Source organism: Sphingomonas sp. AC411, assembly GCF_979253035.1.
The window spans coordinates 982,944-1,009,740 of the sequence record NZ_CEEDAQ010000001.1 but is presented as its reverse complement, the minus strand read 5'-3'; the positions used below and the strand labels follow the sequence as shown (position 1 = coordinate 1,009,740).

Below are 26,797 nucleotides of genomic sequence, written 5' to 3'. Positions count from 1 at the left end.
CCGCCCGCGCCCCCGTAAAGCAACCGCGTTCCCATCCCTGTCGATCGGCTGTCCATGCTCGCTTTCTTTCGTCGCCTTACCCATTCGAAGGTCGGCGTGGTCATCACCTTCATCGTGCTCGGTGTGATCGCACTCGCGTTCGCGGCCGGCGACATCACGGGCTTGAGCTCGATGACGGGCGGCGCAGGCATCACCGGCGGCGACGTCGCGAAGGTCGGCAAGGCCGAGGTCACCGAGAACGAACTCAAGACCCAGGTTCAGACCCAGCTCGAAGGGTTCCGCCAGGAACAGCCGACGCTCGACATGGCGACCTTCATCAACCAGGGCGGCTTCGAAGGCACGCTCGACCGGATCATCTCCAGCATGGCGCTCGAGCAGTTCGGCCGTGCGCAGGGCATGGTGGTCAGCAAGCGCGCGGTCGACGGCCAGATCGCCAGCATCCCCGCGCTGCAGGGGCCGACCGGCAAGTTCGACGAGAATCTCTACCGCCAGGTGCTCGCCCAGCGGAAGCTGACCGACGCGCAGATCCGCAGCGACATCGTCCGCGACACATATGCGCAGCAGCTGACGATCCCGAGCACCGGCGCGACCCAGGTCGCCAGCCAGCTTGCGCTGCCCTACGCCTCGCTGCTGCTCGAAAAGCGCACCGGCACGATCGGCTTCATCCCCGCCGCGGCCGTCCCCGCCGGCCCCGCGCCGAGCGACGCCGACCTCGCCACCTTCTACAAGCGCAACGTCGCACGCTACACCGTGCCGGAGCGCCGCATCGTCCGCTACGCGGTCATCTCGCCGGATCAGGTCAAGGCGCAGGCCGTCCCGACCGATGCCGAGATCGCCAAAACCTATCAGCAGGATCGCGCACGCTACGCCGCGACCGAAAAGCGTACGATCACGCAGGTCGTCGTCGCCGATCAGGCTGGCGCCAACGCGATCGCCGCCAAGGTGAAGGCCGGCACCAGCCTCGCCGACGCCGCGCGCGCCGCGGGTCTCGAGGCCTCGACGCAGGCCAGCGTCGAGAAAGCCGCCTATGCCGGCACGACGTCCGCACAGGTCGCCGACGCCGCATTCGCCGCCGCCAGCGGTGCGGTGATCGGCCCGGTCCGTACGCCGCTGGGCTGGACCGTCGCCAAGATCGACAGAATCGAGAACGTCCCCGGCCGCACCCTCGATCAGGTGCGTGGCGAAATCGCCGCCGCGCTCGGCATCCAGAAGTCGGCCGCGGCGCTGTCCGCGATCCATGACAAGATCGACGATTCGCTCTCGGGCAACGCCACCTTCGACGAGGTGGTCGCGGACCAGAAGCTGACGCCGGTCACCACGCCTGCGCTGATCGCGAACGGCATCAATCCCGACGACGACGCCAGCAAGCCCGATCCCGCGATCGCGCCGCTGGTCGCCGCCGCGTTCCAGGCGGCCGAGGGCGATGGCCCGCAGCTCGTCCAGCTGGGCACCGATGGCGGGTTCGCCGTCGTCGCGCTCGGCCGTGTCGTTCCCGCCACCCCGCGTCCGCTGGCGCAGGTGCGCGCCGCCGTGCTGCGCGACGTGAGCGCCGAGCGCGCGCGCCAGGCGGCGCGGAAAGTTGCCGCAGACGTGCTCGCACGGATCAACAAGGGTATGCCGATCGCGCAGTCGCTGGCGCAGACCAAGCTGCCGATCCCCGCCCCGCGTCCGCTGACCGCGTCGCGTGCGCAGATCGCTGCCGACCCCGCGGTGCACCGCCTGCGCTCGCGCTGATGTTCAGCATGGCGCCGAACACCGCCAAGACGCTCGCCGCGCCCGACGACAGCGGCTGGTTCGTCATCAAGCTCGACAGCATCGCCAGCGGCAACGCGGCGGGCAACGACGCCGCGATCAAGGCCGCGCGCGCCAATATCGGCCGCTCGGTCGGTCGCGAATATGTCGAGCAGTTCGCCAAGGCGGTCCGCGCAGAGGTCGGCGTGAAGATCAACGCGACCTCGCTTGCGCGCGTCCGTGCCGACCTGCTCGGCCAGGGCGGCACCGGGAACTGATCGTATGACGAGCGCGCGGGAAGCCTTGGCCGATGGGCGCCCCGCGCTCGTCTGGCGTCGCCAGGTCGCTGACACAGAAACGCCGGTCGCCGCCGCGCTGAAGCTCATCGAGCCGGGGCGTGGCGACTTCCTGCTCGAATCGGTCGAGGGCGGCGAAACCCGCGGTCGCCACAGCCTGATCGGCCTCGCCCCCGACCTCCTGTTCCGCGCGCACGGCCACCGTGCCGAGATCAACCGCCATTGGGCGACCGATCGCGAGACGTTCGAGCCGTGCGCGGTGCCGACCCTCGACGCGTTTCGGATGCTCGTCGCCGAATGCCGCGCGGAGGTTCCCGCCGAGCTGCCCCGCGCGCTCGCGTGTCTCGTGGGCTATTTCGGCTATGAGACGATCGGGCTGGTCGAGGACCTGCCGCAGCAGCCGGTCGATCCGCTCGGCCTGCCCGACATGATCTTCGTGCGACCGACCGTCGTGCTCGTGTTCGATCGCCTGACCGATGCGCTGTACCTCGTCGCGCCGGCGTGGCCGGATCCTGCGCGTGATGTCGACGCGATCGTGACCGAGGCGGAAGAGCGGCTGGACGCGGTGGCCGCCAAGCTCGCCAGCACGCCCGTCCCCGCACCGATCCGCGCCGACGTTGCCGAGCCCGAATACACGCCCGCACTGCCCGAGGGCCGCTACGGCGAGATGGTCGCCACCGCGAAGGACTATATCCTCGCCGGCGACATCTTCCAGGTGGTGCTCGCCCAGCGCTTCAGCACGCCGTTCTCGCTGCCGCCGTTCGAGCTGTATCGCTCGCTACGCCGCATCAACCCGTCACCGTTCCTCTATCATCTCGACCTCCCCGGCTTCGCGCTGATCGGCTCCAGCCCCGAGATTCTCGTCCGCGTCCGCGACAACGAAGTGACGATCCGCCCGATCGCCGGCACCCGCCCCCGCGGCAAGACCGCCGCCGAGGACGAGGCAAACCGCATCAGCCTGCTCGCCGACCCCAAGGAGCGCGCGGAACACCTGATGCTGCTCGATCTCGGCCGCAACGACGTCGGCCGCGCCGCTTCGCCGGGCTCGGTGAAGGTGACTGCCAGCTACGGTGTCGAATTCTACAGCCACGTCATGCACATCGTCTCGAACGTCGTCGGCACGCTCTCCCCGACAAGGACGCGCTCGACGCGCTGTTCGCTGGCTTCCCCGCCGGCACCGTCAGCGGCGCGCCGAAAGTGCGCGCCTGCCAGATCATTGCCGAACTCGAGCCCGAACGTCGCGGCGCGTACGCGGGCGGGGTCGGCTATTTCTCTCCCGACGGATCGATGGATTCGTGCATCGTGTTGCGGACGGCGGTGGTGAAGGACGGGATGATCCACGTCCAAGCGGGTGCCGGCATCGTCGCCGATAGCGTCCCCGAATACGAACAGCGCGAGTGCGAGGCGAAGGCCGGCGCGATCCTCGCCGCCGCCCGCGAGGCCGTCAGCCGGGCGAAAGCGCCGGGCTTCGGTCAGTAAGGCTATGTGCCCACGAACAAGGTGGGCCGGAACTCGATAACCAAACAACCCCGGCGAAGGCCGGGCCCCAGTGGAGGTCGCGGTAACGCACCGCAACCTCCATGGCTACCGTCCCCCAATTGGGCCCCGGCCTTCGCCGGGGGCGTTGTTTTTGGCTAGGCAACCGTCCAACTGACAAAAGCTTACGGCGTGGTGTTCGTCTCGCTAGCGGGCGCACGGCGCTCGGCCGCATACGCCTGGTTACGCTGCATGAAGCAGCCAGACTGGCCCCCGGTCCCTACCGCCGAGCACGTATCCGGCAACCCGCCGGCGACCCGCCCGATCTGATCCATCGTTGCCGCGCGGTTTACCCAGCTCTGGTTCTGCGCGGCGATCGGCTTGTCGTCGCGCAACGATTTCGGAATGCGATAGGGCTGGTCGAGCGTGGAGCAGACGACGATCTCGCCGCCGCTCGACTTCGGACATTTCTGGTCGCCGGTCAGCGTGACGCTTCGGATACGCTGGGGCGGGGTGTCGACCTGCGCGTCCTGGGCATACGCCATGCCGGGAAGTGCGATCAGTGCAGCGACGACGACGGTACGTAACATCGGTTAAGGCTCCTTTGAACGGATAACGTCCGTCACGCGGCATTGCTCCGCGCTGAATGATGCGCCGCCTGCGCTTACGATATAGGAAGGGCCCCGACGATCCGCGACTGTTCGATGGCGGAATTAGGGCAATCGGTCGCAGAGCGGTTGATGGAGCGTAACATGCGGTGCCGCTGCCATGTTGCACCGCGCCCCGCTTAGGCTATGGCGGCGCCATGATCCTCGTCGTCGACAATTACGACAGCTTCACCTGGAACCTCGTCCATTATCTGATGGAACTGGGTGCCGAGGTGGAGGTCGTCCGCAACGATGCGATCTCCGCCGGGCAGGCTCTGTCGTCGGGCGCGGACGCGTTCCTCATTTCCCCGGCCCCTGCACGCCGACCGAGGCGGGCGTGAGCCTCGATCTCGTCGCCGCCTGCGCGGATGCCGGCAAGCCGTTGCTTGGCGTGTGCCTCGGCCACCAGGCGATCGGCCAGCATTTCGGCGGCAAGGTCGAGCGCGGGGGCTCATGCACGGCAAGACCTCGCCGGTGCTCCACGACGATACCGGGCTGTACGCCGGTTTGCCCTCCCCTTCATCGCCACGCGCTATCACTCGCTGATCGTCAACGCGGTGCCGGAGACCTTGGTGGTAAACGCGACCGCAGAGGACGGCACCGTCATGGGCTTCCGCCACAAGACGCTGCCGATCCACGGCGTCCAGTTCCACCCGGAAAGCATCGCGACCGAACACGGCCACGAAATGCTCGCCAATTTCCTGAAGATGGCCGGCATCCCCCACCAACTCCCTCCCGCCTGCGGGAGGGGTCGGGGAGGGCAGCGCCGCACCCACGACGTCTGCTAGACAAGAAGCCCCTCCCCTAACCCCTCCCGCAAGCGGAAGGGGAATATGAACCTTCCCGACCCCACATCCCACCTCTCGCGCGAATCCGCCCGAGAAGCGTTCGCCGACATCCTCGACGCACGCGCCAGCGATGACGCGATCGCCACCTTTCTCACCGATCTCGCCACCCGCGGCGAGACCAGCATCGAGATCGCCGAAGCCGCCCGCGCGCTCCGCAACCGGATGATCCCGATCGACGCCCCCGCCGGCGCGATCGACGTCTGCGGCACCGGCGGCGACGGCCACCACACCTTGAACGTCTCGACCGCGGTCGCGCTCGTCGTCGCCGCGACCGGCGTACCCGTCGCCAAGCACGGCAACCGCGCCGCCTCCAGCAAGGCCGGCGCCGCGGACACTCTCGAAGTCCTCGGCCTCAACATGGACCGCGCCGGCGCCACCGCCGAGGCGAGCCTCAACGAGATCGGCATCGCCTTCCTGTTCGCCGCAAATCACCACCCGGCGATGAAGCGCGTCACCCCGATCCGCCAGCGCATCGGGAAGCGCACGATCTTCAACCTGATGGGCCCGCTCGCCAACCCGGCCGGCACCACCCGCCAGCTGATCGGCATCGCCCGCCCCGACTACGTCACGCTCTACGCCGACGCGCTCGAACAGCTCGGCACCGAAGCCGCGCTCGTCGTGTCGGGCGAAGAAGGCCTCGACGAAATCTCGGGCGCCGGCCCCAGCATCGTCGCCTCGGTCGGCAGCGTCGCGCTCCCCGCCAGGATCACGCCCGAAGACGCCGGCCTCACCCGGCACGCGATCACCGATATCCGCGGCGGCGACGCGACCCACAACGCCGACGCGCTCCGCCGCCTGCTCAAGGGCGAGGTGGGACCCTACCGCGACGCCGTCCTGCTCAACGCCGCCGCCGCCTTGATGGTCGCCGGCACCGTCCCCACTCTCGTCGATGGCGCCGCCCAAGCCGCCGCCGCCCTCGACACCGGCAGCGCCGACGCGTTGCTCGCCCGCTGGATCGCCTACTGACATGACCATGCTCGACCGTATCCTCGAGACCAAGCGCGCCGAAGTCGCTGCGCGGAAAGCCACGACGTCGCTCGCCGATATCGACGCCGGCATTGCCCGCATGTCGAAACCGCGCGGCTTCCGCGCTGCACTGGACGCCAAGACCGGCTACGCGCTAGTTGCCGAAGTCAAGAAGGCCAGCCCTCGAAAGGTCTGATCCGCGCCGACTTCGACCCCGTCGCGCACGCCCGCGCCTATGAAGCCGGTGGCGCCGCGTGCCTGTCCGTATTGACCGACGAAAAGTGGTTCCAGGGATCCGACGCCTATCTGACCGCCGCACGCGACGCAGTTTCGATCCCGGTCCTACGGAAGGACTTCATGGTCGACCCGTGGCAGTCGACCGAGGCGCGCGCGATCGGCGCCGACTGCATCCTGATTATCGTCGCCGCGCTCGACGACATCCAGATGGCTGAGATCGAGGCGTCCGCGCTCGAATGCGGGATGGACGTGCTGGTCGAGGTCCACGACGCGCACGAGATGGAGCGCGCGCTGCGGCTCAAGTCGCGGCTGATCGGCGTCAATAACCGCGACCTGCGCGACTTCACCGTCGACTTCCAGCGCACCTACGACCTTGTCGGCAAGGCGCCCAAGGACTGCACCTTCGTCGCCGAAAGCGGACTCACGACGCGTGCCGAACTCGACGCGATGGCCGAGCACGACATCCACTGCTTCCTGATCGGCGAAGCGCTCATGCGCCAGGACGACGTCGAAGCCGCAACGCGCGCCTCGTCGGATGACCGGCCTCACCCACATCGACGAAGCCGGCGCGGCCCGCATGGTCGACGTCGCCGGCAAGGCGGTCACCGCCCGCGAGGCCATCGCCTCCGGCCGCATCACCATGTCCGCCGTAGCCGCCGCGGCGATCGGCGCTGGCACCGCGAAAGGGCGACGTCCTCGCGGTAGCCCGCGTCGCCGGCATCATGGCCGCCAAGCGCACCAGCGATCTGATCCCGCTATGCCACCCGCTCCCGCTGACCAAGGTCGAGATCGACCTAGTCGTCGACGAAACCGGCGTAACCGCCACCGCCACCGCATCGACCGAAGGCAAGACCGGCGTCGAGATGGAGGCCCTGACGGCCGCAACGGTCACGCTCCTCACGATCTACGACATGGCCAAGGCCATCGACCAAACAATGGTCCTCTCAGACATCCGCGTCCGAGCAAAATCCGGCGGCAAATCCGGCAACTGGACCGCGTAAAGAAACCCTCTCCCCAAAGGGGAGAGGGAAAGACGCCAAAGGCGGCGAGGGTGAGGGCAAGCCAAACAGAACGCGCTCGGCTATGGCCCATCAATCCCCATCCATAGACCAGTCGTGGCTCTCCACGATCGTAGACTCCACCGGCCGCCCCGCCGCATCCAGCGAAGGGTCATACCGAAACCGCTGCTCGATCAGCCGGCACGTGAGATCATCCAGCACCCGGCTCCCGCTAGACCGCGTCACCCGGCACCGCGACACCCGCCCATTGGTCTGGACCAGATACCGCACGAACACCCGACCCCGGATTCCCGTCTCCGCGGCCTCGCGCGGATAATCCGAGTCCCGCAACCGCCCGCTGCGCCACTCCGGCGGCGTCTCCTCACCCCGCCGCCGTCGCCATCGCCATACCCCCCGCTCCCGGTCCCATTACCGATCCCGCCACTCCCGGTCCCCGGCCCACGAACGTTCGAAGCCCCCGAAGTCGCCTCCGCACCGACCCCAGCCTTCTCCGCCACCACGACAGGCGGCGGCACGACCACCGGCACGATCGGCGGCGGCGCCACCACCTCGGTAGCCTTCGACTTCAAATTAGGTGGCGACGCAGCCCCTTCGGGCTTGCGGCTAGGCGAAGGCCGAGGCCTGACCTTCTCCTCGGGCGGCGGTGGCGGAAGCGGCGCCGCATCGAACACCTTCAGCGCATCGCTCACCGCCGCCGGCATCGTCACCACCAGCCCCGATAGCAGCGCATAACCAAGCATCCCCGGCAGCAGCACCGCACCTACTGCCGCCCCGATCCTGTCTTTCGCCCGAGGCGTATAACGTGTCATCATACTGATCTGGTGTCTCTTTCCCCCAAACAAAGCCCCGCCAAGGATGAACACGCGCTGGCCAAGCGAACTCACCCCACCCCGGCGAAGGCCGGGGCCGGTTGGGAAAGCCAACATTATAGCGACCGCCATCCACCCACCCTTGTTTCCCCGCCAAGGCGGGGACCCAGCCTGGGCTCCCGCCTTCGCGGGAGAACAAGGAGGCAGGCGCTACAATTCGATATCTACCAGCGCAGATAGCGCCAGTAACGGCCCGCACCGCACGCCCCGCTAACCCAACAACACCTGTCCTACACACCAGGCCCATGGCAAAGCACGGAACATACCCACGAACCCTGCGCTTCCATACGAAACCGCCCCGAGACAAAACCGCCAAACCGTTCCCAGCGTCTATACTTCCTATACTTCACTTTTCAGAAACGCCCGAAAACAGAGTCTTACGCATGAACCTCGTCCCCGTCGCCGAAGCCCAAACTCGCCTCTTCGCCATGGCCCCGCGGGTCGGCAGCGAGACCGTTCCCCTGCTCGCCGCCGCCGGCCGCTGGGCCGCAGAGGACATCCTCGCCCACCGCACGCAACCCGCCGCCGACCTCTCGGCGATGGACGGCTACGCGATCCGTTTCGCGGACCTCCCCGGCCCCTGGAAAGTAATCGGCGAAAGCGCCGCCGGCCGCCCCTTCATCGGCAAAGTCGCCCCCGGAGAAGCCACGCGAGATCTTCACCGGCGCAGCGATGCCCGACGGCGCCGACACCGTCATGGTCCAGGAAGAGGCCGAACGGGACGGCGCAACGCTGATCCTAGCCGGCGAAGGCCCGGCGACGTTCGGCCGCAACACCCGCCGCAAAGGCCTCGACTTCTCGACTGGCACCCGCCTAATAGCCGCCGGCGACCGCCTCAGCCCCGCGCGCATCGCCGTCGCCGCGACCGGCGGCCACGGCAGCCTCACCGTCAACCGCCGCGTCCGCGTCGCCGTCGCCGCCACCGGAGACGAACTCGTCCCCCCGGCTCGACGACCGACGGCGTCGCACTGCCCGAATCGAACGGCATCATGCTGGCGGCAATGCTCGCCGACATGCCCGTAGACATCGTCGACCTCGGCATCCTTCCTGACAATCTCGAAGTCCTGCGCGAGGCCTTCGCCAGCGTCCAGGCCGACCTGCTCGTCACCACTGGCGGCGCCTCGGTGGGCGATCACGACCTCGTCCGCCCCGCAATCGAGACGGCCGGCGGCACGATAGATTTCTGGCGGATCGCGCTCCGCCCCGGCAAGCCGATGATGGCCGGCCGGATCGGCGAAATGATGGTGCTCGGCCTCCCCGGAAACCCGGTATCCGCGTTCGTCACCGCAACGCTGTTCGTGAAGCCGGTCGTCGCGCACATGGCCGGGGCGCGCGACCCGCTTCCCCAGTCGACCCACGCGCTGCTCGGCGAAGACCTCCCCGCCAACAATGCCCGCACCGACTATCTCCGCGCCGAACTGCGCGACGGCAAGGCCTATGCCTCGACGATCCAGGACAGCTCGATGCTGCTGACACTGGCGCGCTCGACCTGCCTGATCGTCCGCGCCGGCAACGCGCCGGTCGCACGGACAGGCGAATCGGCGGAAATCCTCGTTATCGCGTGATACGAGCGCTTGACGGCGTTAATTATGTTCCATAGAAGTTCCCAGTCTGTTCCGGACGGAGAACCGCCATGCTCACGCGCAAGCAGCACGAACTCGTCTGCTTCATCAACGATCGCCTCAATGAAACCGGCGTCTCGCCGTCGTTCGAGGAGATGAAAGACGCGCTCGACCTCAAGTCGAAATCGGGCGTCCACCGTCTGATCAGCGCGCTCGAGGAGCGCAACTTCATCCGCCGCCTGCCGAACGCGCGCGCGCGCTCGAAGTGCTGCGCATGCCGGAGCGTGCGGAGAAAAAGGCGCCGTCGAAGGCATCGAACGTCAAGGCGGCCCCCACCGCCGCGACGCCGCAACCGGCCAACGACGTCATCGAGATCCCCTCCACGGCCGCATCGCCGCCGGCGTCCCGATCGAGGCGTTCGAAGGCAGCACGATGCTCGCCGTCCCCGCTGCGCTGCTTGGCACTGGCGAACACTATGCGCTCGAAGTCTCCGGCGATCTCGATGGTCGAAGCCGGCATCCTCGACGGTGACTACGCCCTGATCCGCCGTACCGAGACCGCCCGCGACGGCGAGATCGTCGTCGCGCTGATCGAGGACAGCGAAGCCACCCTGAAATACTTCCGCCGCGAAGGCGCCATGGTCCGCCTCGACCCCGCCAACCGCGCCTACGACCCCCAACGCTACGCCCCAGCCCAGGTCCGCGTGCAGGGCAAACTCTCCGGCATCCTCCGCCGCTACGACTGAAGCGCTAGCACTTGCTTTGCGCAGCATGAAGAATATGTTCGCGCGGAGACGCGGAGGTGTTTCGCTTGGGTAGAACCTTGCGGTTTAAAATGACCGCGGGAGGGACGAGCGGATAGTCTTTAACCTGGTCCGGTTCGTCGCCTAAGACACTGCTCCGCGCCTCCGCGCCTCCGCGCCTCCGCGCCTCCGCGTCTCCGCGTGAAAATTTATCGGCCGGCCAGCGCGCGCGTCGGCTGGTGATTTGGATCGCGCGAAGGCGCAAAGGCGCGAAGATGTTGCGCTTGGGGGGCGCCTATCTCCACCTCGAAGCGGTCAAGACGACGACGCTCCTCAGTCCTTCATGGAGTTCGGGACGGTCTCCCGAACCGCAACACCTTCGCGCCTCCGCGCCTTCGCGTGAACATCGTACTTCCTGCGGCCTCGGCCGGCCCGAAACCCGGACGTCGCATCTTGGAACCGAGCGGGCCGCGATCTGAAACTATGCGAGGGACGTTCGAGCACGGGCGGATCGCGCCAGGGATGGCGATCGCCCGCAGTCAGTATCGTAACGACCGTCCCGGTCCCCAGGGTCAGCGCAACGCCGCCCGTTCGGCGCAACACGCGGCGGTCCAGTTTCAACCACCGCGGGCTACAGCGTTTCGGCAGACCGCGCTCGCTGACAACAACGTCCGCGCTGCGACAGGCGGCTATCAGCTCCGTGATCGGCACCATATAGGCGCTGCGGGTCGCGAGGATCCGCCACATCCGTCCCCGTGCAGCAATATCGGTAACGCAAAGATCGCGGCTGCATCGTGCATCGGGCTGGTCCGCGAGCAGGAGCGGCTCACCATCCGCCCCGCCATTCTCGGCGAGCATGTCGCGCGTATAATCGCCGGCCCTGTCGCGCAGCATAGCCAGCCCCGCCGCCGTCCGCACCGCGACATGGCGCCCATCTCCCGTAACGAGAACGTCAGGCGCAGGTGTCGTCAACGCCCAGATCGCACCGGCGGCGAGCGGCAGCAGTCCCAGTCGCCGCAACCGCGTCCGCCACAACGCGATCCAGATGCCACCAACGATCATCAGCGCAAACGCCGCCGTCGGCATCGCGGGCAAGGATCGCACCGAACCCGGCGCGTCGGCGACGATATGCGCTAGCCACAACAGCGCATCGAGCGACCGCTGCACTAGCCACCAGACCGGCGCGCCCACGCCGCCGACGTCGAGCAGCAGCGCCAACGCCTCCAGCGGCATTACCACGAACGTTGTCAGCGGGATCGCGACGATGTTCGCAAACGCGCCGTACAGCCCAGCCTTGTGGAAGTGATAGACCGCGATCGGCATCAACGCGAATTCGACCAGCAGCCCCGTCAGCAACAACGACGCGACGCCCCGCGCCAGCTTGCGCCCCCGCCCCTCGTCATGCGGCCCGAAGAACGCGCGGATCACCGGATGTTCGTGCAGCGCCATGATCGCGGTGATCGCCGCGAACGAAAGTTGGAAGCTCGGCCCGGCTGCCGATTCAGGCAGCACCAGCATGACGCACGTCGCCCCCGCCGCGACGAGCCGCAGCGTCATCGCCTCGCGTCCCATCGCCAGCGCCGCCAGCACGAGCAACGCGGCGACGCACGACCGGATCGTCGGCACCTGGCTGCCAGTCAGCAACGTATAGCCGATCGCCGCCGCCGCACCCGCCAGCGCGGCGATCAACGGCAGTCGCGCGTGCAAAGCCAACCACGGACTGAGCGCCAGCAGCCGCAACACGATCAGCATCGTCGCGGCGACCGCAGCCGTGATGTGCAGCCCGCTCACCGACAGCAAATGCGCGAGACCCGCCCGGCGCATCGCCTCTGAATCCTCCTCACTGATCGCGCCGACATCGCCCGTCGCAAGCGCCGCGGCGATGCCGCCCGCACTGCCATCCAGCCGCGAGACGATATGGTGCGAGAGCGCGACGCGGATGCCAGCACCCGATCTGCTCGACCTCGTCACGACGACCGGTGCGAAGCCACGCCCGGTCGCACCGATCCCGCCGAACCACGCGACGCGTGCAAAATCGTACGCGCCCGGCACCGCGGGAAGCGGTGGTGGCATCAGCCGTGCCCGCAACTGGATGACCGCCCCCGTCCCCAGCAGCTTCGGCGCATCCGCTTCCGCCAGATTGACGCGGACGCGGTACGGCAAGGCGACCGGCTGCCCGTCGGGCTCGACCCCGTTCCCAATCGGCAATACCGTCAACCGAACCAACTTGCGCGCCACCAGCGGCTCGATTGCCTCGACCTTCGCCGAGAAACGCGCGATCGTCGGACCGCCCAGAACCGGCCGCGCCACCCATTCCGACCGCGCCCAGATCAGCCCGAGCCCCAGCGCAGTCGTCAGAAACCCGATCGCCAGCGCGCGCGCCGCACGCCCGCCCTGCCCCAAGGCCAGACACGCCAACCCACTCGCCACCAGCAGCAGGATCGCGACGCACCACGCTGCCGGGTCCGGCAACGCGAACCACAAAGCGATCCCGCCGCCCAGCATCACCGGCAGCCACAACACCAGCTGGTCGCGCTCCGCCTCCAGCCAGCGTTCCACGGCCAGCCCGACGACAGCAAGCCAAACGACAGCCCCCCATCGCGGCACGCCCATTTGTCGCCGCCAAGGACGCATGCTAGGGGCGGCGACGGCTGTCATGGCCATCGTTTCTCCATTGTTTCATCAGTCTGGGAGCACCCGCGGTTGGGCGCAATATCTGATACGGGCACCGCCAATTCGGCCGCACCCGTGGTTACCCGTTTCGCTCCGTCGCCGACGGGGTTCCTGCATCTTGGCGGCGCGCGCACCGCGCTGTTCAACTGGCTGTTCGCAAAGGCGAACGGGGGTAAATTCCTGCTGCGGATCGAGGATACCGACCGGGTCCGCTCGACCCAGCCGGCGATCGACGCGATCATCGACGGTATGCGCTGGCTCGGGCTCGACTGGGACGGCGACGTCGTCATGCAGTTCGCCGGCGCCGAGCGCCACGCGCAGGTCGCACACGAAATGGTGGCAAATGGGCATGCCTATCGCTGCTACATGACCAACGACGAGATCGCCGCGATGCGCGCCGAGGCGCAGGCCGCGAAGAAGCCGCTGCGCATCCGCAGCCCGTGGCGCGATCGCCCGGCGAGCGACGCCCCTGATCTTCCGCATGTCGTCCGCCTGCGCGCGCCGCAGGAAGGCGCCGTCACGATCGAGGACCGCGTGCAAGGGTCCGTCACGGTCAAGAACGAAGAGATCGACGACCTCGTCCTGCTTCGTTCGGACGGTACGCCGACCTATATGCTCGCCGTCGTCGTCGACGATCACGACATGGGCGTCACGCACGTCATCCGCGGCGACGATCATCTCAACAACGCGTTCCGCCAGTTGCCGATCTACCGCGCGATGGGCTGGCCCGAGCCGATCTACGCGCACATCCCGCTGATCCACGGCCCGGATGGTGCCAAACTGTCGAAGCGTCACGGAGCGGTCGGCATCGAGGCGTATCGCGACGAGATGGGGATCCTGCCCGAGGCGTTCGACAATTACCTGCTCCGGCTCGGCTGGGGTCACGGCGACGACGAAATCATCAGCCGCGAGCAGGCGGTCGAGTGGTTCGACCTGTCGGGTGTCGGCAAGTCGCCCTCGCGCTTTGATCTCAAAAAGCTAGAGAATCTCAACGGCCATTATATTCGCGAGGCCGACGATGCGCGGCTGGCGCAGCTTGCGGCCGACCGGCTCGGTCACGGTTTGCCGGACGGCGGATTGGCGCTTCTGACTCGCGCGATGCCGGTCCTGAAGCCCCGTGCAGCAAACCTGAACGAGCTGGCCGAAGGATCGAATTTCCTGTTCAGCCAGCGTCCTTTGGCGATGGATGACGCCGCAGCGAGCCTTTTACAGGGTGAAGCGAGTGCGATTTTGGCGAATGCGCATGCTGAACTTGACGCGCTCGACAAGTGGGATACGGAAGCGCTCGAAGGTGCGGTACGGCGCGCGGCCGAAGCCCGGGCGTCAAACTCGGGCAGGTCGCACAGCCGCTTCGTGCTGCACTGACGGGACGCAAGACGTCACCGGGAATATTCGACGTGCTCGACCTGCTCGGGCGCGACGAGAGCCTCGGTCGGATCGCCGACCGGATGGCTAGCTGATAAGATTTCGAGGAAGGATACAAGCATGAGCGAGACCGCAACCCTCAAGGTCGACGGCAAGGATTTCGATTATCCGGTGATGTCCGGAACGGTCGGACCCGACGTCATCGATATCCGCAAGCTGTACGCACAGACGGACAATTTCACCTATGATCCGGGCTTCACCTCGACGGCGTCGTGCCAGTCGAAGCTGACCTATATCGACGGTGACGCGGGCACGCTGCTGCACCGCGGCTACACGATCGGCGAACTGGCAGAGCAGTCGAACTTCATGGAAGTCGCCTATCTGCTCCTCAACGGCGAACTGCCAAGCGCGGACGAGCTGGCGAACTTCTCCAACACGATCACGCGCCACACGATGGTCCACGAGCAGCTCGCGCAGTTCTTCCGCGGCTTCCGCCGCGATGCGCATCCGATGGCGATCCTGTGCGGCGTCGTCGGCGCGCTGTCGGCCTTCTATCACGATTCGACCGACATCCACGATCCGGCACAGCGCGTGATCGCGTCGCACCGCCTGATCGCCAAGATGCCGACGATCGCCGCGATGGCGTACAAGTATAGCGTCGGCCAGCCGTTCGTCTATCCGGACAACACGCTGAGCTACACCGGCAATTTCCTGAAGATGACGTTCGGCGTGCCGGCCGAGAAGTATGTCGTGAACCCGATCGTCGAAAAGGCGATGGACCGCATCTTCATCCTCCACGCCGATCACGAGCAAAACGCGTCGACCTCGACCGTCCGTCTCGCCGGCTCGTCGGGCGCCAACCCGTTCGCGTGCATCGCGGCCGGGATCGCCTGCCTCTGGGGCCCGGCACATGGCGGCGCCAACGAGGCCGCGCTCAACATGCTGCATGAGATCGGCACCGTCGACCGCATCCCCGAGTACATCGCCCGCGCCAAGGACAAGAACGATCCGTTCCGCCTGATGGGCTTCGGTCACCGCGTCTACAAGAACTACGATCCGCGCGCAGCCGTCATGCAGACGACCGTCAAGGAAGTGCTCGGCGAACTGGGCGTCACCGATCCCGTGTTCGACGTCGCGATCGAACTCGAGCGTTTGGCGCTGAACGATCCGTACTTCATCGAGAAGAAGCTGTTCCCGAACGTCGATTTCTATTCGGGTGTGATCCTGTCGGCGATCGGCTTCCCGACCTCGATGTTCACCGTCCTGTTCGCGCTCGCCCGCACCGTCGGCTGGGTCGCGCAGTGGAACGAGATGATCACCGATCCAGACCAGAAGATCGGCCGCCCGCGCCAGCTGTGCAGCGGCCCGACCGCGCGTGACTACGTTCCGATGGCGTCGCGCTGATGAAAACGCTCCGGCCGATCCTGATGGTCGTCGGCGTGCTCAGCGCGCTGATGGGTCTGCTCTGGATCGGCCAGGGGCTGGGTTACGTCCATTGGCCGCAGTCGAGCTTCATGCTCGACCAGCGGCCATGGGCGGATCGCGGCGCGTTCCTCGCCGCATTCGGCCTTGCGCTGATATTAGTGGCGCGCCGGATCCGCCGGTAACGTCAGGACGAAGCGCGCGCCTTCGCCGGGTGCGCTCTCGACCGTCAGATCCCCCTGCATCGCCCGCGCGAGACGCCGTGCGATATACAGGCCGAGCCCGTTGCCGCCGGCCTCCGACGGGTCGACCCGTTCGAACTTCTCGAAAATTCGGACCTGATCCTCGGGCGCGACGCCCTTGCCCTTGTCCGCCACCACGACGACGGCGTGGCTTTCGGTACGCGTCACGGTGACGATGACCTGCGCGCCGCGCGGCGAATAGCGCACCGCGTTGCCGACGAGGTTGACGAGGATCTGCAACACGCGCCGGAAATCGCCGAGCGCAGCGACACGCATGTCGACCGGTGGTCGCGCGATCGTGACATCCGCATTGGCCGCGCGAACCGACAACAGCCCCGCCGCGCGACGGGCGACATCGGCAAGGTCGATCGGCTCGGGCAGCAGCGTGAAATCGGGCCGCTCGACCGCCTGGAGATCGACTAGGTCATCGACCAGTTCGAGCAGATGGCGCCCGGCGCTGGCGATATCCGCCGCGTAATCGGCATAGTCGCCCTGCACCGGACCATCCGCCTGCGCATTGATGCTGTCGGCGTTGGCGACGATCCGCGCGAGGGGAATGCGCAACGCCTTGTCCAGGCCACTCGTGAAGGTCGGCGAGAGCGTCGCGGTTTCGTCGGGCGGTGCGACGTCCTCGACCGCCATGCGCGCCGTACCGACGAACCCTGCGAAATCCCCCGAGGCATCGTGCCGAACGGTCGCGGTCAGCGTCACCGCGCGCCCAGAACTCCGCAGCCGCGCGGGTTGCGCCGTCACCGGCCGGCGCCGGGCGAGCGAATCGAGGATCGGCAACGTCCCGTCGGTTCCGGTATCGAGCGCGAACATCGCCGTCAGCGGCTGGCCGAGCAGCGCGAACGCGTCGAAACCATGCTTCGGCCCGGCATCCAGCGTCACGAACGTCAGCCGCAACGCCGCGTCGGTCTCCCACCGCCAATCGGTCTCGCTGCCGAGAAAATCATCCTGCGCACCGGGTGCCGGCCGGGTCGGACGCCACGCGGCGATCTCGCGCCAGCCGCTGACCGTCAGCCGCACGTTCTCGCCATCCGGTTGCGCGCGCACCCAGAGATCGAAATCGGCTTCGTCGTCGGCGACCACCACGCCACGCGACACGACGATGCCCAGTCGCCGCGCAAGCCGCACGATCGTCGCCAGCTGCGGCACGGCGAGCGGCGCCCCGCGCATCCCGCCGGCCCGCTGGTTGAGTGCGATCAATGCCGGGTCCGCGAACGACAGCGATCCGTCGGGCGCGACGATGCCGTGCGCGATCGGGCTTTCGGTCGATGGATCGAACAGGCTCATCGCCGATCCGTACGCGCCAGCGCGCGCAACGCCATCCGAAAATCACGGTCGAGTGCAAGCGGCGCGATCGACGCGCGCGCATCCTCCACGCCGATCGAAACGATCGCGTCGAGCGCGTCCGCGAACTGCTCGATATCCCGGCGCGGATCCGCCTCCGACAGCGCGAGGCCTATTCGGGCGATCGTCGGCCGATCCATGTCAAGCGCACGCAGCGCAAGCCAAAGCCGGTCGCCGTCGGGATCGAGCGTGATCGCCCGCGCCTGATCGAACGCGATGCCCAGCGCATGCGCCAGCACCGCGACAAACAGCGACAGCCGCCGGTCGCCGATCGATTCGACCAGCACCGCCGCCAACTCGTTGGGCCGCGCATCGAGCGCCGCCGCGAGCCGTGCCGCCACCGCATCGGGCCGCTCACCCTCGTCATGTGCCGCCAGGCTGCGCTGTGCGGCATCGGTGATCGCGCGGTCGCTCTCGCGGGTCGCCGACGTTAAGCCGTCGCGGATCGCTGCGGCCACCCACCAGACCAGTCGGTGGTGCAGCTCCGCGGGCAGTTCGCTGCCTCCGACCGCACCCTGCTCGTTCGCTACCCGCCGCCGGCTTTCCGCCGCGAGCAATGCCGATGCCGCCGACGCCACGACGCTGTCGGGCACACCGGCCAAACGTACGAGCAAGCTCGCCTCCTCGGGTTCCGCCACCTCGACAGGTAGCGACGCCGCGATCAGATCGTGGCGGACGCGGGCGATCAGTTCGTCCATCAGGTCTTCGTCACGCAGCAGACCCGCACGTGTCAGCCGTTGCAGGACGGTGCCCACGCCCGCCTTCAGGATCGCCTCGCCCGCCGCCGTCGCGCCGGCACCGGCCAGCAACCGCGCCGCATGCCGCCGTATATCCCATTCGATCGCCCCGACGATTGCACCGAGCACCTGTGCCAGCATCAGCCGCGTGCGATCGTCGATCCGTGCTTCCGCATCGAGGAAAAATCGGTGATCGTCCCGGCCAGCCGCGTCTCGGCCCGCAGGCGCGCAGCCTCGGCTCGCTGCATTGGATCATAGGACGGCATAGCGTCTTGCATCGTTGGGCCGACCGACATGATCCCGTGCTTAGCCTCCGGTCGTTAAGGTACGCCTAAGGCGCGCGACGCAATCGCTCGATTGCCGCCGCCAGCGTAGCGGTCGCATAGACCGCCGTCATGCCCAGTCCGAACACCGGAAATCCGATCAATGCGAACACTGCGACGACCAGCAGATACGCCGCCGGACTACCCCACCACAGCCGGCGCTCGCGCTCGAGGATGGCGCGCTCGGCCAGTCCACCGATCGCGACCGTCGCGGTGCCGATCGCAAGCGCGGTATTGTCGCCCGCATAGCCGCTGACGAAGAACGCGAAGACCAGGATCGCCGCTGCGACGACGCCGGCGATCGCAAGCGTCTGCCAGCGCGCCATCGGTGCCTCATCGCGAAGGCCGCTCAACACCGAGCCGAGCGCCAGCGCGATGCTGCCAACCAACGCCACCACCAGCCCGATCGACGAGAACCCGAAGCCGATCGTCACCAGCCCGGCGATGCCGAGCGCCAGCCCGGCCGCACCGACGCTCGTCCCTGCCGCGCCGCGATCGACCAGCAACGGCAACGCCAGCCGCGCGATTGGCGCGAGTACGAAGCGGTCGAACCAGCCGCGCCGTCCCGACACGATCGTCATCAGCACCGCGCGCCCGCGCTCCTCCAGCGTCCGCGCCTGACGCTCGATCCCGTGGCCGCCGCGCACCGCGTCGGTCGGGAGCAGCACATGGATCGCCCGAGACTGGACGGCCAATCGCAGCAACGAGGACTGGAGATCGCAATCCTGCGGCAGGGCCGCCACCTCGGCGATCCGGCTCGAACTCAGCCGCGCGACACCGGCCCAGGCCATCTGTCCGCCGACGCGCTCGAAGCCGGGGCCCGCATCGCCCTCCGGCACGACGAGCAGGCAATCGCCCTCTTCGCCGGCCATCGCCTTGACGATCGCCTCCGTGGTGACCAGCCCATCGCCGAGCATCAATATGCGCGCAAGGGGATGGAGTTTCTCGACCGCCTCGGTCGCGGAGCGCACCGTATCGACGCTCACGCCGCGCCGTCCGATGCGGTTGATCGCGCCGAGCAGTTCGGGGTCATCCGCGCGACGACGATGATCACCTGCGATACGCCCGCCGCGATCAGCAGCCGCGCCTGGTATTCGATGAGGGTGACGCCGCTGAACGGCAGTGTCGCGGCCAGACGATCGGGACGATCGTCGGCGTCGTGTATTGCAAATAATAGACCGGCAAGCATCGCAGGCTGTTAGGCGGTACACGCCGTCCTGCAAAGCCTCGCGTTCGGCCGAACCGCCCCGCATCGTGGTTCGGTTCGCCGTTGCGGGCGAGAAACACCCGGTCGAGGTTACGAAACCCTCCGCATCGCATCCATTATCGCAAATACGACAGGCGCCGCTTGCCGATGCCGCCACGATCATACGCCGTGTCGCCCCGCTTACCGGACGGATGTTCGCCGAACCGTCGCATCATCCGTTTTGTCGGGCGGCAATCCATGATACTTCCGATGTTCATGAACGGGGTTCGTCAATGATCGGGTTTCGCGCGTCGGCAGGCAATGCCCATCCCATTCGCGCGGACATCGTGATGGATCCGGTGATAGAAGATATGTCCGATACCGTCACCGAGCCTGGTTTCGACGAGGTTTATCAAGAGCCTGCGGCAGAACGCGGACCTCTTTACGCGGGTATCGCCGTGGCTGTCGTGGTCGTCTGGCTCGCCGGCATGCTCTGGCTCGCACGCGGCTCGCTCGGCACGATCGAGCCGGTCGCACTCGTCCAGTTCATCGCCGCGCTCTGCGTCGTCCCCGCGCTCGTCGGCATCGTCTGGCTGCTAGCGATGCGCACCAGCCGTACCGAGGCCCGCCGTTTCGGTATCACCGCACAGGCGATGCGCGACGAGGCCGCGAGCCTGGAGCGCACCGTCGCCGCTCTGTCGAACACGATCGACGCCAACCGCGTTCAACTCGCCCAGCAGCTCGACGCGCTGATGGCAATGGGTGGCGGCGCGACCGAGCAGCTCGCCGCGATCGGCCGCGGCATGGTGTCCGAAATCGACCAGGCCGCCGCGCACGCGCGCAACCTCGCCACCTCGACCGCAGGCGCGCAGACCAGCCTCGGCGTGCTGATCGCTACCCTTCCCCGCGCGCAGGCCGATATCGACGACGTCGCCAAGCGGCTCGAACGCACCGGGCTGTCCGCGAGCGAGCATGCCGCTGCGCTCGACGCGCAGATCGTCGCGCTCGCCGAGCGCGGCCGCGATGCCGACACGATGGCGAGCGGCGCGGCGCAACGCCTGGCCGCGCACATCGTCCGCATGGAGGCGACCAGCCAGACCGCGGGCGCGCACCTCGAATCGGTCACCGACGGCATGTCCGGCGCGGTCGATGCGCTGCTCAATCGCACCGCCGACGCGGTCGACGAAGCCCGCAAGAGCATTGCCGCGCAGGGCGACGCGATGCTGGCGATGGTCGGCGCGAACCAGGCCGCGCTCGACAGCGCTGCCCGCGACAGCGCCGAGGCGCTCGCCCGCCGCATCGCCACCGTCGAGGACGCGATCGAGCGGGTCGCGATCCGCCTCGACCTGCAACGCAACGCCGGCGAGCGGATCGTCGACGACCTCCATACCGGGCTCGGCGAAGTCGAGACGCGGATCGAGGCACTCCACCGCCACGGTACCGAGCGCACCCAGGGTCTCGCCGCCTCGATCAGCGCGCTGGGCGGCTCCGCGGACGCGATGACCGAAGCGTTGCGCACCGGCGACGAGATGGCGCACCGGACCATCACGACGACCGAAACATTGCTGGTCGCCCTAGACGCAGCCGCACGCGAAATCGACGAGACGATGCCCGAAGCGCTTGGCCGGCTCGATCTGCATGTGCTCGCCAGCAAGAGCATCGTCGTCTCGGCGCGGCCCGAACTGCTCGCGCTGGTCACCGCGGCGGAGAGCACGCACGACGCGATCGAGGCGATCGCGGGCGTCATCGGCGAACAGCGCCAGGTGCTCGACACGCTCTCGACCGACCTGCTCAACACGCTGAACACCGGTCGCGCCAAGGCCGATGCGCTGGGCCAGATGGTCGACGAGGCGATCGGCCGCACGCAGCATTTCGCCGAAGACGCGGCGCCACAGTTGATCGAAGCGCTCCACCGCGTCCGCGAAACCGCCGCGGTCGCGGCCGACAAGGCGCGCGAGACGCTGTCGAAGGTCATTCCCGAAGCCGCAGCCGCGCTGGGCGCCGCCAGCGCCGATGCGATGCGGCGCGCGACCAACGATACGGTGGAGCGGCAGGTCAAGGCGCTCACCGACGCCACCGACGCGGCGGTCGATGCCGCAACCGGCGCGACCGAGCGGCTGGCTCGCGAAGTCCAGGCGATCGTCGACCAGACCGCGATCGTCGAGACGCGCATCGAAGAGGCGCGGACCGAGCGCGAGGATGCGGACAACGACACCTTCGCGCGCCGCGTTTCGCTGCTGATTGAATCGCTCAACTCCGCCTCGATCGACATCACCAAGGCGATCGCGCCGGAAATCTCCGACAGCGCCTGGGGCGCGTATCTCAAGGGCGACCGCGGGGTCTTTACCCGCCGCGCCGTCCGCATTCTCGATGCGAGCGAAGTCCGCGAGATCGCCGGTCTCTACGACGACGACGAAGCGTTCCGCGAGATGGTGAACCGCTACATCCACGACTTCGAGGCAATGCTCCGCGCGATCCTGGCGCAGCGGGACGGGTCGCCGCTCGGGGTGACGTTGCTGTCGTCGGACATGGGCAAGCTGTACGTGGCACTGGCACAGGCGATCGAGCGCCTGCGCTGAACTGAACGGGAGTCTTCGACATGATCCAGCGGCACCGCTGACGCGGCCTTCGCCAGCGGAGCAATCCGCCGACGGGACTCAAGATTCGAGGCTCACATGCCAAGACTGAATACAAAGACATGCGTCGTCACCGGCGCAGCGCGGGGCATCGGCCGCGCGATCGCCGAGCGCTTCCATGACGAGGGCGCCATCGTCATCCTCACCGATATCGACCAGACCGCCGGAGCGGAGACTGCGGCGGCGATCGGCTGCCAGTTCGAAAAGCTGGACGTCCGCGAAGAGGCGGACTGGCAACGACTGGCGGAGATCGTTCCGGTCGCCGACGTCGTCGTCAACAATGCCGGCGTGACGGGGTTTGAGCACGGCATAGTCGCGCATGATCCCGAACATGCGAGCTTGGCGGACTGGCGCGCAGTCCATGCGGTCAATCTCGACGGCACGTTCCTCGGTTGCCGTTATGCGATCGGCGCGATGAAGGCGGCCGGAACCGGCTCGATCATCAACATCTCGTCGCGATCGGGGCTGGTCGGGATTCCCTCGCGGCGGCCTATGCGTCGTCGAAGGCCGCGATCCGCAATCATAGCAAGACGGTGGCGCTGTATTGCGCGCAGCAGGGGTGGAAGATCTGCTGCAACTCGGTGCATCCGGCGGCGATTCTGACGCCGATCTGGGAGCCGATGCTGGGGGATGGACCGGACCGCGAGGCGCGGATGGCGGCGCTGGTGGCGGATACACCGTTGCAGCGGTTCGGGATGCCGGACGAGGTCGCCGCGGTTGCGGTGATGCTGGCGTCGGACGAGGCCACGTATATCACGGGGACGGAGATCAATATCGATGGCGGCTTGCTCGCGGGCTCTGCCGCGTCACCGGGATAGCCGCTCCTCACGATCCTCCCCGCAAGGGGAGGTGGCACCGAAGGTGACGGAGGGGGAGGACACGGAACCTCGGTTACCCTTTCTCCCCTCCGTCTGGCAAGGTTAGCCACCTCCCCCTGGCGGGGGAGGATCGTGAGGGTTCTCTCAGCGCGTGACCATGTTGCCGCGGTCGAACAGGTCGACGCTCTGCGGCGAGATCCAGCCATAATGATAGTTCAGCTGGAACAACACGAACAGCACCGTCGCGACGACCGTTACCCGCCACGCCGTCCGCCCCGAGCGAAACTCATGCGGCGCGCTCGGCCTGGCCGGGGACGTGCTCGCCCCCGACCTCGCGCGTCGTCTTCACGCCGAACGGCAGGACCAGGAACACCGAGAACGCCCAGAACAGGACGTAGATCGCGAGTGCCGAGGTCCAGCGCACCCGATCAGCCCTCGATCAGCAGGACGTCGACGATCGGCTGCTTGCCGGTCCAGCGCTTGGCGACCTTACGCACCGCGAGACGAATCTGCTCGCGCATTTTCTCGCTCTCGCGCTTGCCGCCGCGCACCGTGTCGGCCGCCGCCTGGACCGCGTCGGCGATGAACGCCGCACGGTCTTCCTCGACCGGCACGCCTTGCACGCGGACCTGGGGCTGGCCGACCATCCGGCCGTCCTTGCCGAGTGCGACACCGACCGAAATCTGGCCGTTGATCGCGAGCTTGCGCCGCTCGCTCAGCGTCGCGCCGTCCGCCGGCAGGATCACATCGCCGTCGAGCACCAGGCGGCCGACCGTCGCGTTACCGATCTTCGCCGGGCCCTTGGGGGCCAGACGGATGATGTCGCCGTTGCTTTGCACGATCGCGCGCGGAATGCCCTGTTCGAGGCCGAAGCGCGCATGCTCCATCATGTGGCGCATCTCGCCGTGCGTCGGCACCAGAACGTCGGGCCGCAGCCAGTCGTACATCTGCGCCAGTTCCGGCTGACCCGGATGACCCGAAACATGGACGTGCGCCTGACGCTCGGTGATCATGCGGATGCCCTTGGCCGCCAGCGTGTTCTGGATGCGACCGATCTGGACCTCGTTGCCCGGGATCTGCTTCGACGAGAAGATCACCGTGTCGTCGGCCTCGAGCGTGATCGTGTGCTGGCCATTGGCGACGCGTGCGAGCGCCGCGCGCTCCTCGCCCTGCCCGCCGGTGGCGATGACCAGCACCTTGTTCTTGGGCAGGCGCATCGCCTCGTCGGGGCTGATCGTGTCGGGGAAATCCTTCAGATAGCCCGTCGCGCGCGCCACCTTGATGATCCGGTCGAGCGAACGCCCGGTCACGCACAGCTTGCGCCCGGTTTCCTTCGCGACTTCGCCGAACGTGTGCAGCCGCGCCGCGTTCGACGCGAAGCTGGTGATCATCACGCGGCCCTTGGCCTTGCTGACCTCCTCGAACAGACCCTTGCGGACCGTGCTCTCGCTGCCCGACGCGGTCGTGTTGAAGATGTTGGTCGAATCGCAGACGAGCACGTCGACGCCCTTGTCGCCGATCGCCATGAAGCCCTCGGGCTTGGTCGGGTTGCCGATCACCGGGTTCGCATCGAGCTTCCAGTCGCCGGTGTGGAACACGCGACCGTAAGGCGTGTCGATCAGCAGCGCGTTGGCTTCCGGGATCGAATGCGACATCTCGACGAAGGTGAAGCCGAACGGCCCGAGCTGGAAATTGCCGCCCATCGGGATCATCTTCAGCTTCACGCGGTTGGCGATGCCCTCTTCCTCGAGCTTGCCGCGGATCAGGCCCATCGTGAACGGCGTCGCGTAGATCGGCACGCCGAGGTCCTCGGCAAGGTACGGCAGCGAGCCGATGTGATCTTCATGGCCGTGCGTGATGACGATGCCGAGCAGGTCGTCGATTCGGTCCTCGATGAAGGACAGGTCGGGCAGGATCACGTCGACGCCGGGGTATTGCGGGTCGGCGAAGGTGATGCCGAGATCGACCATCACCCACTTGCCCTGGCAGCCGTACAGGTTGACGTTCATGCCGATTTCGCCGGAGCCGCCAAGGCCACAGAAAAGGAGTTCGTTCTTCGGAGTCATTGATTACTTTCAGGATTATACAGGAATATGGCCCGCAGGCCGGTCGGCGCGAGCCCAATGGCCCTAGATATGGTGACGATCCCACATCATCGCCAGCCCCTGGATCGTCAGGTCGGCTTCGATGACGTCGAACACGTCGGTCTGTTTCTCGAATAATGTGGCAAGCCCGCCGGTGGCGACGACCTTCACGGGGCGGCCGATCTCGCGCTTCATCCGCGCGACCAGCCCCTCGATCATCGCGACATAGCCCCAATAGATGCCGATGTGCATCTGCGAGACGGTGTTGAGCCCGATCACGCTGGTATCGGTCGGCGCCTCGATCGCGATCCGCGGGAGTTTCGCGGCCGCGGTCACGAGCGCGTCGAGCGACAGGTTGATCCCCGGCGCGATGATCCCGCCCTTGTACGCGCCGCTATAGTCGACGACGTCGAACGTGGTCGCGGTGCCGAAATCGATGACGATCAGGTCGCCGGGATGCAGCGCGTGCGCGGCGATCGTGTTGACCGCACGGTCGGCGCCCAGCGAGGCCGGCTCGTCGACGTCGATCGCGATGCCCCATTCGACCGGGGCGTGGCCAGCGATCAGCGCCTCGGTGTGGAAGTATTTCGACGCGAGCACCTGGAGATTATGCAGCGCGCGCGGCACGACGGTGGCGACGATCACGCCCTGGACCGCGGTACGATCATGCCCGCCGAGCTGCATCAGCTGGCTCAGCCACACCGCATATTCGTCCGCCGTCCGCCGCGGATCGGTCGCGATCCGCCAGCGCGCGACGATCTCCCTGCTCTCGACGAGCGCGAACACGACATTGGTATTGCCGGCATCGATCGCGAGCAGCATCAGCGGGGCCTCAAAGCAGGAAGACGTCGGCAGCGTGAATCGACACGCCGCTCGCCAGACGCCAAGCGGAGGATCAGCGCGCCGTCGGTGTCGAGCCCGACGAACAGGCCGTCGATCCCGCTGCCATCGGGGAGTCGTGCGGTCAGCGCGGTACCGGCGGGATGCGCACAGTCGACCCAGCGTTCGCGGACGGGGCGATGCCCTCTGTCCGCCAGCGGCCGATCCAGCGCGCGAAACTGTCGGCGAGAATATCGAGGAACATCGCCGGATCGACCACCACGCCGTGCGATGCGAGATCGGTCGTAGCGCGATCGGGCAGGTCGGGATGATGCGCGATGTTGACGCCGTAGCCGACGATCACCGCGTCGTCCGCGCGTTCGAGCAGAATGCCCGACAGCTTGGCGTCCGCGAGCAACAGGTCGTTGGGCCATTTCAGGACCAGCGTCTCGCTCTCGTCCGTCGTACCCTGGCAGATCCCGGCGACGAGGAAGGTCGAAACGGTTTCCTGCAAGGCGACCGCAGCGACCAGCGCGAGGCTCGCCGCCGGCGGATCGGTCGGTCGCAACCGGACCAGGGTGCTGGCGTAGAGGTTACCCTCGGGCGAGGACCAATCCCGACCGAGCCGCCCGCGCCCCGCCGTCTGGCGGATCGCGCGCAACCAGAGACCGTCCTCGGCACCGCCGCGTGCAAGCTCCAGCAGGTCGGCGTTGGTCGATCCTGTCTCCGCGACGGTACGGATGATG

At 67.5% G+C, this 26,797-nt stretch carries 17 protein-coding genes and 10 pseudogenes; 14 read left to right on the top strand and 13 right to left on the bottom strand.

Going from position 1 to position 26,797, the window contains the following annotated elements:
• Positions 1–54 precede the first annotated feature (54 nt).
• The 3 genes and pseudogenes from AC0IX7_RS05280 (at position 55) to trpE (ending at position 3,506) form a co-directional block, all read left to right on the top strand.
• On the top strand, positions 55–1,734 hold the full coding sequence (locus tag AC0IX7_RS05280; RefSeq protein ID WP_471810770.1) for a peptidylprolyl isomerase: 1,680 nt from the start codon (positions 55–57) through the stop codon (positions 1,732–1,734).
• Complete coding sequence (locus tag AC0IX7_RS05275) at positions 1,734–2,009, top strand: hypothetical protein (RefSeq protein WP_471810769.1); 276 nt, start codon at positions 1,734–1,736, stop codon at positions 2,007–2,009. The genes AC0IX7_RS05280 and AC0IX7_RS05275 overlap by 1 nt, the downstream gene beginning before the upstream one ends.
• Positions 2,010–2,013: 4 nt before the next feature.
• Positions 2,014–3,506 (top strand): annotated as a pseudogene (gene trpE, locus AC0IX7_RS05270) (anthranilate synthase component I).
• 182 nt (positions 3,507–3,688) lie between these two features.
• Here trpE and AC0IX7_RS05265 read toward each other — a convergent pair.
• A complete protein-coding gene (locus AC0IX7_RS05265) occupies positions 3,689–4,093 on the bottom strand; it encodes a hypothetical protein (protein WP_471810768.1) in 405 nt (134 codons plus the stop codon).
• Between the two features lie 215 nt (positions 4,094–4,308).
• On the opposite strand from AC0IX7_RS05265, the pseudogene AC0IX7_RS05260 reads away from it, so the two are divergent.
• From AC0IX7_RS05260 to moaC, 4 genes and pseudogenes are all read left to right on the top strand, one after another.
• Positions 4,309–4,938: pseudogene (locus tag AC0IX7_RS05260) on the top strand (anthranilate synthase component II).
• A gap of 45 nt (positions 4,939–4,983) precedes the next feature.
• Positions 4,984–5,964, top strand: a complete 981-nt coding sequence (trpD, locus tag AC0IX7_RS05255; RefSeq protein ID WP_471810767.1) for an anthranilate phosphoribosyltransferase — start codon at positions 4,984–4,986, stop codon at positions 5,962–5,964.
• Position 5,965: 1 nt separating this feature from the next.
• Positions 5,966–6,729: pseudogene (gene trpC / locus AC0IX7_RS05250) on the top strand (indole-3-glycerol phosphate synthase TrpC); the annotation flags it as partial.
• Positions 6,730–6,736: 7 nt separating this feature from the next.
• Positions 6,737–7,202: pseudogene (gene moaC, locus AC0IX7_RS05245) on the top strand (cyclic pyranopterin monophosphate synthase MoaC).
• Positions 7,203–7,292: 90 nt separating this feature from the next.
• Here the strand turns inward: moaC and AC0IX7_RS05240 are convergent.
• Together AC0IX7_RS05240 and AC0IX7_RS05235 are read right to left on the bottom strand one after the other, a co-directional pair.
• The gene (locus AC0IX7_RS05240; RefSeq protein ID WP_471810766.1) at positions 7,293–7,490 is read right to left on the bottom strand and encodes an energy transducer TonB; all 198 of its coding nucleotides are present in this window, start codon (positions 7,488–7,490) and stop codon (positions 7,293–7,295) included.
• Entirely contained in the window at positions 7,442–8,029 is a 588-nt protein-coding gene (locus tag AC0IX7_RS05235) for an energy transducer TonB (RefSeq protein WP_471810765.1), read from the bottom strand. The genes AC0IX7_RS05240 and AC0IX7_RS05235 overlap by 49 nt, the downstream gene beginning before the upstream one ends.
• Before the next feature lie 443 nt (positions 8,030–8,472).
• On the opposite strand from AC0IX7_RS05235, the pseudogene AC0IX7_RS05230 reads away from it, so the two are divergent.
• Positions 8,473–9,654 (top strand): annotated as a pseudogene (locus AC0IX7_RS05230) (molybdopterin molybdotransferase MoeA).
• Between the two features lie 68 nt (positions 9,655–9,722).
• Positions 9,723–10,396, top strand: a pseudogene (gene lexA / locus AC0IX7_RS05225) (transcriptional repressor LexA).
• A 330-nt stretch (positions 10,397–10,726) separates the two neighbouring features.
• On the opposite strand, the gene AC0IX7_RS05220 reads toward lexA, so the two are convergent.
• Positions 10,727–13,006, bottom strand: a complete 2,280-nt coding sequence (locus tag AC0IX7_RS05220; protein WP_471813748.1) for a ComEC/Rec2 family competence protein — start codon at positions 13,004–13,006, stop codon at positions 10,727–10,729.
• A gap of 90 nt (positions 13,007–13,096) precedes the next feature.
• Between AC0IX7_RS05220 and gltX the strand changes: the two are divergent.
• From gltX to AC0IX7_RS05205, 3 genes and pseudogenes are all read left to right on the top strand, one after another.
• Positions 13,097–14,526: pseudogene (gene gltX, locus AC0IX7_RS05215) on the top strand (glutamate--tRNA ligase).
• A 25-nt stretch (positions 14,527–14,551) separates the two neighbouring features.
• A complete protein-coding gene (locus tag AC0IX7_RS05210) occupies positions 14,552–15,835 on the top strand; it encodes a citrate synthase (RefSeq protein ID WP_471810764.1) in 1,284 nt (427 codons plus the stop codon).
• On the top strand, positions 15,835–16,038 hold the full coding sequence (locus tag AC0IX7_RS05205; protein ID WP_056482223.1) for a hypothetical protein: 204 nt from the start codon (positions 15,835–15,837) through the stop codon (positions 16,036–16,038). The genes AC0IX7_RS05210 and AC0IX7_RS05205 overlap by 1 nt, the downstream gene beginning before the upstream one ends.
• Here the strand turns inward: AC0IX7_RS05205 and AC0IX7_RS05200 are convergent.
• Genes AC0IX7_RS05200 through AC0IX7_RS05180 form a run of 5 tightly spaced genes read right to left on the bottom strand, consistent with a single transcriptional unit; the run spans position 16,012 to position 19,697 of the window.
• Positions 16,012–17,391, bottom strand: a complete 1,380-nt coding sequence (locus tag AC0IX7_RS05200; RefSeq protein ID WP_471810763.1) for a sensor histidine kinase — start codon at positions 17,389–17,391, stop codon at positions 16,012–16,014. The genes AC0IX7_RS05205 and AC0IX7_RS05200 overlap by 27 nt on opposite strands.
• Positions 17,388–18,326: a DUF2336 domain-containing protein gene (locus tag AC0IX7_RS05195; RefSeq protein WP_471810762.1), complete on the bottom strand. Its 939-nt coding sequence runs from the start codon at positions 18,324–18,326 to the stop codon at positions 17,388–17,390. The genes AC0IX7_RS05200 and AC0IX7_RS05195 overlap by 4 nt, the downstream gene beginning before the upstream one ends.
• The gene (locus AC0IX7_RS05190) at positions 18,326–18,481 is read right to left on the bottom strand and encodes a hypothetical protein (RefSeq protein WP_471810761.1); all 156 of its coding nucleotides are present in this window, start codon (positions 18,479–18,481) and stop codon (positions 18,326–18,328) included. Before AC0IX7_RS05190 ends, AC0IX7_RS05195 begins: the two co-directional genes overlap by 1 nt.
• Before the next feature lie 35 nt (positions 18,482–18,516).
• On the bottom strand, positions 18,517–19,494 hold the full coding sequence (locus tag AC0IX7_RS05185; protein ID WP_471810760.1) for a hypothetical protein: 978 nt from the start codon (positions 19,492–19,494) through the stop codon (positions 18,517–18,519).
• Positions 19,491–19,697 (bottom strand): hypothetical protein, encoded by a 207-nt coding sequence (locus AC0IX7_RS05180; RefSeq protein WP_471810759.1) that lies wholly within the window; start codon positions 19,695–19,697, stop codon positions 19,491–19,493. Before AC0IX7_RS05180 ends, AC0IX7_RS05185 begins: the two co-directional genes overlap by 4 nt.
• A gap of 368 nt (positions 19,698–20,065) precedes the next feature.
• On the opposite strand from AC0IX7_RS05180, the gene AC0IX7_RS05175 reads away from it, so the two are divergent.
• Together AC0IX7_RS05175 and AC0IX7_RS05170 are read left to right on the top strand one after the other, a co-directional pair.
• Positions 20,066–22,273: a coiled-coil domain-containing protein gene (locus AC0IX7_RS05175; RefSeq protein WP_471813747.1), complete on the top strand. Its 2,208-nt coding sequence runs from the start codon at positions 20,066–20,068 to the stop codon at positions 22,271–22,273.
• Between the two features lie 96 nt (positions 22,274–22,369).
• A pseudogene (locus AC0IX7_RS05170) lies at positions 22,370–23,148 on the top strand (SDR family oxidoreductase).
• A gap of 240 nt (positions 23,149–23,388) precedes the next feature.
• Here AC0IX7_RS05170 and AC0IX7_RS05165 read toward each other — a convergent pair.
• The 4 genes and pseudogenes from AC0IX7_RS05165 to AC0IX7_RS05150 form a co-directional block, all read right to left on the bottom strand.
• Positions 23,389–23,521: pseudogene (locus AC0IX7_RS05165) on the bottom strand (DUF1467 family protein); the annotation flags it as partial.
• Positions 23,522–23,576: 55 nt separating this feature from the next.
• Entirely contained in the window at positions 23,577–25,214 is a 1,638-nt protein-coding gene (locus AC0IX7_RS05160; protein ID WP_471810758.1) for a ribonuclease J, read from the bottom strand.
• A gap of 63 nt (positions 25,215–25,277) precedes the next feature.
• A complete protein-coding gene (locus tag AC0IX7_RS05155; protein WP_471810757.1) occupies positions 25,278–26,054 on the bottom strand; it encodes a type III pantothenate kinase in 777 nt (258 codons plus the stop codon).
• 10 nt (positions 26,055–26,064) lie between these two features.
• Positions 26,065–26,796, bottom strand: a pseudogene (locus AC0IX7_RS05150) (biotin--[acetyl-CoA-carboxylase] ligase).
• Between the last annotated feature and the right edge of the window lies 1 nt (position 26,797).

Coding starts and splice junctions, on each gene's coding strand:
- AC0IX7_RS05280 (WP_471810770.1), top strand. CDS start 55: ATGCTCGCTTTCTTTCGTCGCCTTACCCATTCGAAGGTCGGCGTGGTC.
- AC0IX7_RS05235 (WP_471810765.1), bottom strand. CDS start 8,029: ATGACACGTTATACGCCTCGGGCGAAAGACAGGATCGGGGCGGCAGTA.
- AC0IX7_RS05275 (WP_471810769.1), top strand. CDS start 1,734: ATGTTCAGCATGGCGCCGAACACCGCCAAGACGCTCGCCGCGCCCGAC.
- AC0IX7_RS05155 (WP_471810757.1), bottom strand. CDS start 26,054: ATGCTGCTCGCGATCGATGCCGGCAATACCAATGTCGTGTTCGCGCTC.
- trpD (WP_471810767.1), top strand. CDS start 4,984: ATGAACCTTCCCGACCCCACATCCCACCTCTCGCGCGAATCCGCCCGA.
- AC0IX7_RS05175 (WP_471813747.1), top strand. CDS start 20,066: ATGTCCGATACCGTCACCGAGCCTGGTTTCGACGAGGTTTATCAAGAG.
- AC0IX7_RS05180 (WP_471810759.1), bottom strand. CDS start 19,697: ATGCTTGCCGGTCTATTATTTGCAATACACGACGCCGACGATCGTCCC.
- AC0IX7_RS05265 (WP_471810768.1), bottom strand. CDS start 4,093: ATGTTACGTACCGTCGTCGTCGCTGCACTGATCGCACTTCCCGGCATG.
- AC0IX7_RS05195 (WP_471810762.1), bottom strand. CDS start 18,326: ATGCTGGCACAGGTGCTCGGTGCAATCGTCGGGGCGATCGAATGGGAT.
- AC0IX7_RS05160 (WP_471810758.1), bottom strand. CDS start 25,214: ATGACTCCGAAGAACGAACTCCTTTTCTGTGGCCTTGGCGGCTCCGGC.
- AC0IX7_RS05220 (WP_471813748.1), bottom strand. CDS start 13,006: ATGGGCGTGCCGCGATGGGGGGCTGTCGTTTGGCTTGCTGTCGTCGGG.
- AC0IX7_RS05200 (WP_471810763.1), bottom strand. CDS start 17,391: ATGAGCCTGTTCGATCCATCGACCGAAAGCCCGATCGCGCACGGCATC.
- AC0IX7_RS05190 (WP_471810761.1), bottom strand. CDS start 18,481: ATGTCGGTCGGCCCAACGATGCAAGACGCTATGCCGTCCTATGATCCA.
- AC0IX7_RS05210 (WP_471810764.1), top strand. CDS start 14,552: ATGAGCGAGACCGCAACCCTCAAGGTCGACGGCAAGGATTTCGATTAT.
- AC0IX7_RS05205 (WP_056482223.1), top strand. CDS start 15,835: ATGAAAACGCTCCGGCCGATCCTGATGGTCGTCGGCGTGCTCAGCGCG.